This is a genomic window from Massilia sp. LXY-6 (assembly GCF_051233485.1).
Classification (GTDB): domain Bacteria; phylum Pseudomonadota; class Gammaproteobacteria; order Burkholderiales; family Burkholderiaceae_D; genus Telluria.
This window is the reverse complement of the sequence record NZ_JBKFGF010000074.1, coordinates 23482-30445: the sequence shown is the minus strand read 5'-3', so window position 1 is coordinate 30445 and position 6964 is coordinate 23482. Positions and strand designations below refer to the sequence as shown.

Here is a 6964-nt window from a genome sequence, read left to right as displayed (position 1 = left end):
GCCGTCGCCAGCACGCTTTGCTGGGCGGTGGTCGGCGTCTGGGCCCAGCCGAGACGGAGAGCCTTGCTGGATGGCATGGCCGATGGCTGGTCGCTCGCGACCAGTTGCACGTTGCCGCTGGACTGCAGTGCACCGGACCAGTCTGCGATGGGCATTCCATACGGTCCGGCAACAGGAGGACCGCCCGCGCCGGGCGCCGGGGTCGGGGGCGGGGGCGGCGCCGGCGCGGGGCCGGGACCGGTCCCGCTGTTGGTCCGGCTCGCGCCACCGTCTCCACCTCCGCCTCCACCACCGCAAGCGGACAACAACGCCGTGCTGCCCAGGATAAGTATGTCACGCCGACTAACCATGGATCCCCCCTATCTGTGCATTTAGATTAACAGGGAGCCGGTGAGTTCGACGTTACGATTGAGACAGATCACTGCAGTTGCCCATCCGCATCGCGCATTTCCGGCGGCCCCAGCCCCAGGTCCTTCAGCTGCGGCAGCACCTTTGCCCGGTCGCCCACGGCGATCACTTTCATCCGCTCCGGCGCCAGGTATTTGTTCGCGACCGCCTGTACCTGCGGCGCCGTGACGCGCCGGAGCTGCTCCGGCAGCGTGCGCCAATAGTCGAGAGGCAGGTCGAACACCCAGGTCTCGGCCAGGCTGGCCCCGATCGCGCTGTTGGTCTCGAACTGGCCCGGCAGCGAATACACCTGCGAGTCGCGCGCGCCGGCCAGTTCGGCCGGCGGCAGCGGCTTGGCGCGGATCCCGCGCACCTCCTTGAAAATCTCGGCGATCGAGGCGGAGGTGGCGTCGGTGCGCACGCTGCCGGCGATGACGAAGGGGCCGGGGGTGCGGTCGTAGCGGAAGCTTGAAAACACGCCGTAGCTGTAGCCCTTGTCTTCGCGCAGGTTGAGGTTGATGCGGCTCGAGAACAGGCCGCCGAGCGCGGCGTTCATCACCTGCAGGGCCGGATAGTCGGGTGTCTTGCGGTTCGTCGCCACCTGGGTGACGCGCAGCGCCGTCTGCGGGGCACCCGGCTTGTCGACCATCACCAGGCGCGCGCGCGTACCGTCCGGGTCGCCCGGCAGCGACGGCGCCGGCACGGCGCGCGGCCAGCCGCCGAAGCGGTTGGTGGCCAGGCCGCGCAGCTCGTCCAGGGAGATGTCGCCGGAGACGATCAGGGCCGCGTTGGCGGGCACGTAGCGGCGGCGCCAGAACTGGTACAGGTCGTCGCGGGTGACGGCGCGGATCGCCTGCTCGGTGCCGAGCTGGCCGTAGCCGTAGGGGTGCCGTGCCCCGTACAGCGCGCCGGCGCCGGCGACCGCCGCCACCAGGGCCGGGTCGTCGCGCTGCTGGGTCAGTTCGCCCAGGCGCGCCGCGCGCTGGCGCTCGACTTCGGCGGTGGGGAAGGCTGGATGCTGGACCACGTCGGCCAGCACGTCCAGCGCCTGCGCGAAGGTCGAGCGCAGCGACAGCAGCGACACCGTGGACGCGTCCGGGCTGCTGGCGCTGCCCAGGAAGGCGCCGAGCTGCGCGACCTCGTCGGCGATGCGCGGTGCGCTGCGCGTGGCGGTCCCCTCCGGCAGCATCTGGGCGGTGAAGCCGGCCAGGCCGGGCTGGTCGCCGGGGTTGGCGTCGGAACCGCTCTTGACCACCAGCTCGGCCGCCACCAGCGGCAGCGCCGGATTGTAGTGGTGGATCACGCGCAAGCCGTTCGGCAGCTGGAAGCTGTCGCCCTGCGGCAGCGTAAACTTCGGCGCCGGACCGGGTTTCGGCGGCTGGCGGCGCCAGGCTTCGTCGCGGTTGATGCCGGTCGGGGCAAGGCTGCTGGCAGCCCGCGTGCCCGTTTTGATGGGCTGTGCCACCGGATCCGGTCCCAGCTCCGGCTTGCCCGGCACGCCCGCCACCACCACCCGCGCATTCGGCTGCAGGTAGCTGCGCGCCACGCGCTGCACGTCGGCGGCGCTGACCCGGCGCAGGCGCGCGATGTCCTTCGGCAGGTAGCCCGGGTCGCCGGTGTACTGGTTGTACTGGTTGACCTGGTTGGCGAGGCCCGCGCCGCCCAGCTTCTCGATCGAGGTCAGCATCGCGGTCTCGATCGTGTTGCGCGCGCGCTCGACTTCCAGGTCGGACGGGCCGACGTCGCGCAGCGCGTTCAGCTCGGCGTCGATGGCGGCTTCCAGCTCCGACGCTTCATGGCCGGGGCGGGCGGTGACGTCGATCACGAAGGTCGAGGTGAGGGCGTTGGAGTTCTGCGCCGCCGCCGTGTCCTGGGCGATCTGGCGCTCGTAGACCAGCGATTTGTACAGGCGTCCCGCCTTGCCGCCGGCCAGGATCTGGGCCGTGACCGCCAGCTCGGCGTCGCCCGGCTGGTAGGCGGGCGGCGTCAGCCAGGCCATGTAGACGCGCGGCAGCTCGACCCGGTCGGCCACCGTCAGGCGGCGCTCGCGGGTGATCGGCGGCGTGCTCACGGTCGGTTTCGCCACCGGCGCGCTGCGCTTGAAACTGCCGAAGTATTTCGCGACCAGGGCGCGCGTCTTCGCCTTGTCGATGTCGCCGGCGATCACGATGCTGGCGTTGTTGGGACCGTAGTAGCGGGTGAAGAAGTCGCGCACGTCGGCCAGCTTCGCGTTCTGGATGTCGGCGTGCGAGCCGATCACCGAGGCGTAGTACGGGTGGTTCTTCGGGAACAGCGCATGGTTCATCGCCTCCTCGACGATGCCGTAGGGGCGGTTCTCGACGCTCTGGCGGCGCTCGTTGCGCACCACGTCCTGCTGGTTCGACAGCGCGGTCTGGTCGAGCACGTCGAGCAGGTAGCCCATGCGGTCGGCGTGCACCCACAGCGCCAGCTCCAGCTGGTTCGACGGCACGGTGTCGTAGTAGTTGGTGCGGTCGTAGTCGGTGCTGCCGTTGCTGTCGGTGGCGCCGGCGCCTTCCAGCAGGCGGTCGGCCAGGCCGCGCGGCAGGTGCCGCGAACCGGCGAACATCATGTGCTCGAACAGGTGGGCGAAGCCGGTCAGGCCCGGCACCTCGTTGGCCGGGCCGACGTGGTACCAGACGTTCACGGCGACGATCGGCAGGCGGTGGTCCTCGATCAGGATCAGCTCCAGGCCGTTGGGCAGCGTGGTCTTCTCGTAGGCGACCTGGGGCAGGGCAGCGAGCGCCGGGTTATGGGCGGTCTGCGCGGTCTGCGCCGACCCGGACGGCGCGGCGACGGCCAGTATCAGCAGACAGCTCAACAGCGGGGAAGTCAGGAGCGACGACAGGCGGATGTGCATGAAAACTCCGTGGATGGCTTAGTGGCAGACCTCGCTGCCGCGGTCGGGAGAAGGCAGGCCCAGCGGCGTGAGCCTGGCCGATTCCAGGAATTCCCACTCGTAGCGGCCGTCCAGCAGGCGCAGGCGCAGCACGCCGGTACGGCCGCTGTCGCGCATCTCGCTGTTTTTTACCGTTAACAGGAACGGCGTTGGGTAGGCGCCGCCGGTGCCGACCACGAACTGGCGCATGCCGTGCGCGCGGTCCAGGCGGCCGTCGGCATCCTGCGGCGCGAAGCGTTCGTAGTCGTGGTCGTGGCCGGACAGCACCAGCTCGGCACCGGCCTCCTGCAGCAGGCGCCATGCATCGCGCATCTTGGGGATGCTGCCATGTCCGCCCGAGCTGTACAGCGGATGGTGCCAGAACGCCAGCGTGCAGCGCGCCGGATGGCCGGCGAGGTCGGCGCGCAGCCACGCCAGTTGCGCCGCATGCTCGGCCGGAGCCAGGTTGCTGTCGAGGGAAACGACGTGCCAGCTGCCCAGCTCCAGGCTGTAATAACCGCGCCCGGCGCGTTCGCCGAAGTAGGCGAAGTAGGGGGCGGCGTGCGGCGTGTAGTACTCGTGGTTGCCGGGCGCCGGCCAGGTGCGGTCCTTGAACTGTCCCCAGGTCGGGCCGTAGCAGTCGGCGAATTCCTGCGCCCTGCCGTGCGGATAGGTGTGGTCGCCCAGGGTCAGCACCACGGCATCGCGGTCGGCGGCGAGGCCGGCGGCGACGGTGCGGGCGGTGTCGGCCGCGCCCGAATACGCCGGATCGCTGTACGCGCAGCGGGCGATGTCGCCGGCCGCGTAGACGGTAACGGCGGCTGGTGTGCCGGCAGGTGCTGCGGCAGCCGATGCGGCGGCGGCCAGCAGCAGGCCGCCGGCCGCCAGGCCTGCGCGGGTCGCGAAAGCCGGCACCTCCTTACTCGAGGAAGCGCAGCAGCCCGGCCAGTGCGTGCGCCACCGTCTGTTCGCGCACGGCGCGGCGGTCGCCCTGGAACACCAGCCGCTCGGTATAGGTGGTGCCGCCCTTCGACCAGCCGAAGCAGACCGTGCCGACCGGCTTGCCCGGCACCGCGCCGGTCGGGCCGGCGATGCCGGTGGTGGACACGGCCACGTCGGCATTGCTGTTGGCGACCGCGCCCTCGGCCATCGCGCCAGCCACCTCCACGCTGACGGAGCCGCACTGGGCGATCAGCGCGGCCGGCACGTCCAGCATCTCGGACTTGGACGCGTTCGAATAGGTCACGAAGCCGCATTCGAACCAGCCGGTCGAGCCGGGGATTTCGGTGATGGCCTGGGACACGCCGCCGCCGGTGCAGGACTCGGCGGTGGCCAGCAGCAGGCCTTTCGTTTCGAGCAGTTTGCCGACCTTGGCCGCAAGTTCAAGAATGTCGTTCTCCATGTCTGTCGCTCCTCTCCCTCTCCGTTTGTACTGCGCCGGATCATTCTAGCGCGCCTCGGTCCGGTGCGCGTAAAAAACGTTAACTAAAAGCCATGCGACAGTGGACAGTGTAAATATTCGATGTCGTTCCGTGCGACATCGTTCGGGAGGCTGCTGCTATCCTGCACGCCTGCCGGGCTCGTCCCGGTAGTGTTCTCTTCTTGATGATGGACTGACATGCCGCTCGAACGTTTCACGCAACGCCACATGGGGCCGGCGCGGCTGAAATCGCCGGTGCGGCGTACGACGGAGGCGGGATGATCGGCCAGCGCTCGATCCGCACGAAGCTGGTCACGATCGTGATGTCGACCACGCTGGCGGCGCTGGCGGTGTCGGTCGGCGCGCTGGTCGCCTACGACCTGCGCGCCTACCAGCGCGCGCTGCTGAACGATCTCTCGACCCAGGCCGAACTGGTTGGCCACATGACCTCGGCCGCGCTGTCGTTCGACGACCCGCGCCTGGCGCGCGAGAACCTGGCCATGCTGCGCTCGCGGCCCACGGTGCGCGCGGCCGCCATCTACGACGAGGCCGGCGCGCTGTTCGCGTCCTACCTGGCGCCGGGCGAGGGCAGCGCCTTCCCGCCGCATCCGGGCAAGGCCGGGCACCGCAAGGAGGGCGACGACCTCATTCTGTACAGGCCGATCGCCGAGAACGGCGATGCCCTGGGCACGGTCTACCTGCGCTCCTCGAACCTGATGGTGGAGCGGATGCGCGACTATCTCCTGATCTGCATCGGCACCACCCTGCTGGCGCTGCTGACCGCCTGGCTGCTGGTGCGCCGGCTGGGGCACACGATCACGACCCCGATCGACGCCATCACCACCATCGCGCGCGAGGTGGTGGAAAAGCGCGACTATTCGCGCCGCGCGCCGCGCATCAGCGAGGACGAGGCGGCCGCGCTGGTCGATTCCTTCAATGCGATGCTGACCGAGATCGAGCAGCGCACCCTGGCCCTGGAAGGCTCGAAGCAGGAAGTGATGCGCCTGAACGGCGAGCTCGAGCAACGCGTGCAGGAGCGCACCATGCAGCTGGAACTGGCCAATTCCGAGCTGGAGCTGGCGATCGACGAGGCGCGCAACGCCAACCAGGCCAAGTCGGCGTTTCTGTCGTCGATGAGCCACGAGCTGCGCACGCCGCTCAACGCCATCCTCGGCTTCGCCCAGATCCTGGCGTCCGACAAGCTGCCCACCACGCCGGCGCAGAAGACGGAATTCGCCGGCCACATCCTGAAGTCGGGGCGCCACCTGCTGACACTCATCAACGAGGTGCTCGACCTGGCCAAGGTGGAGGCGGGCGCGCTGACGCTGTCGATGGAACCGGTGGGGCTGGCCGAGGTGCTGGCCGAATGCCGCGCCATGATCGAGCCGCTGGCGGCGGCGCGCGGCATCCGCGTCGCATTCCCCGAGCATGTGGCGGCGCAGGTGGCGGCCGACCGCACCCGCCTGAAGCAGGTGCTGCTCAACCTGCTGTCGAATGCGGTCAAGTACAACCGCGAGGGCGGGGCGGTGACGCTGGAGTGCGCCGCCTGCGGGCCGGACCGGCTGTGCCTGTCGGTGGTCGATACCGGCATGGGCCTGCGTCCGGACCAGGTGGCCGCGCTGTTCCAGCCCTTCAACCGCCTCGGCCAGGAGAATGGCGTGCAGGAAGGCACCGGCATCGGCCTGGTGTTCACCAAGCGCCTGGTCGAGCTGATGAAGGGCGAGATCGGCGTCACCAGCAGTCCCGGTGCCGGCAGCACGTTCTGGATCGAGCTGTCCGCGGCAGCCCCGCTGGCGCAACCGGAAGCGCCGGCGGAACCGGGCGCAGGGCAGCCCGCGGCGGCTGCGCACGGCGCCGCGCCGCGCCTGATCCTGTACATCGAGGACAATCCGGCCAACCTGCGGCTGGTGCAGGAAATCGTGGGCTTCCGCGCCGACCTGCGCCTGCTGGCGGCCCCGGACGGCCACGCCGGCCTGGCGCTGGCGCACACCCACCGCCCGGCGATCGTCCTGATGGACCTGAACCTGCCCGGCATGGGCGGCTTCGACGTACTCGCGCAATTGCGGCGCGACCCGGACACCGCGCACATTCCGGTGATCGCCCTCACCGCCAACGCCATGCCGCGCGATATCGAGCGCGGCCTGTCGGCCGGCTTCGCCCGCTACCTGACGAAGCCGATCGACATCGAACAATTCAATGAGGCCATTGACGGCGTGCTGGCCCAGCGCGCCGCTGAAGAAAGGACCGCCCCATGAGGTTAG

General features: G+C 69.8%; 4 protein-coding genes. 1 reads left to right on the top strand and 3 read right to left on the bottom strand.

What is annotated here, in order from left to right; genetic code table 11:
• Positions 1–418: 418 nt before the first annotated feature.
• From ACI48D_RS24645 to ACI48D_RS24635, 3 genes are read right to left on the bottom strand one after another with little or no spacing between them, the layout of a single operon-like run.
• Positions 419–3265, bottom strand: a complete 2847-nt coding sequence (locus tag ACI48D_RS24645; protein ID WP_435573882.1) for a M16 family metallopeptidase — start codon at positions 3263–3265, stop codon at positions 419–421.
• 18 nt (positions 3266–3283) lie between these two features.
• Entirely contained in the window at positions 3284–4198 is a 915-nt protein-coding gene (locus tag ACI48D_RS24640) for a metallophosphoesterase family protein (protein WP_435573881.1), read from the bottom strand.
• A gap of 4 nt (positions 4199–4202) precedes the next feature.
• The gene (locus tag ACI48D_RS24635; RefSeq protein ID WP_435573880.1) at positions 4203–4685 is read right to left on the bottom strand and encodes a CinA family protein; all 483 of its coding nucleotides are present in this window, start codon (positions 4683–4685) and stop codon (positions 4203–4205) included.
• A gap of 296 nt (positions 4686–4981) precedes the next feature.
• Here ACI48D_RS24635 and ACI48D_RS24630 point away from each other — a divergent pair, with 296 nt between their 5' ends.
• Positions 4982–6958 (top strand): ATP-binding protein, encoded by a 1977-nt coding sequence (locus ACI48D_RS24630; RefSeq protein WP_435573879.1) that lies wholly within the window; start codon positions 4982–4984, stop codon positions 6956–6958.
• Positions 6959–6964: the final 6 nt, after the last annotated feature.

What these genes read in the sequence shown, in the direction of transcription:
- ACI48D_RS24645 (WP_435573882.1), bottom strand. Translation starts at nt 3,265, where the DNA reads ATGCACATCCGCCTGTCGTCGCTCCTGACTTCCCCGCTGTTGAGCTGT.
- ACI48D_RS24635 (WP_435573880.1), bottom strand. Translation starts at nt 4,685, where the DNA reads ATGGAGAACGACATTCTTGAACTTGCGGCCAAGGTCGGCAAACTGCTC.
- ACI48D_RS24630 (WP_435573879.1), top strand. Translation starts at nt 4,982, where the DNA reads ATGATCGGCCAGCGCTCGATCCGCACGAAGCTGGTCACGATCGTGATG.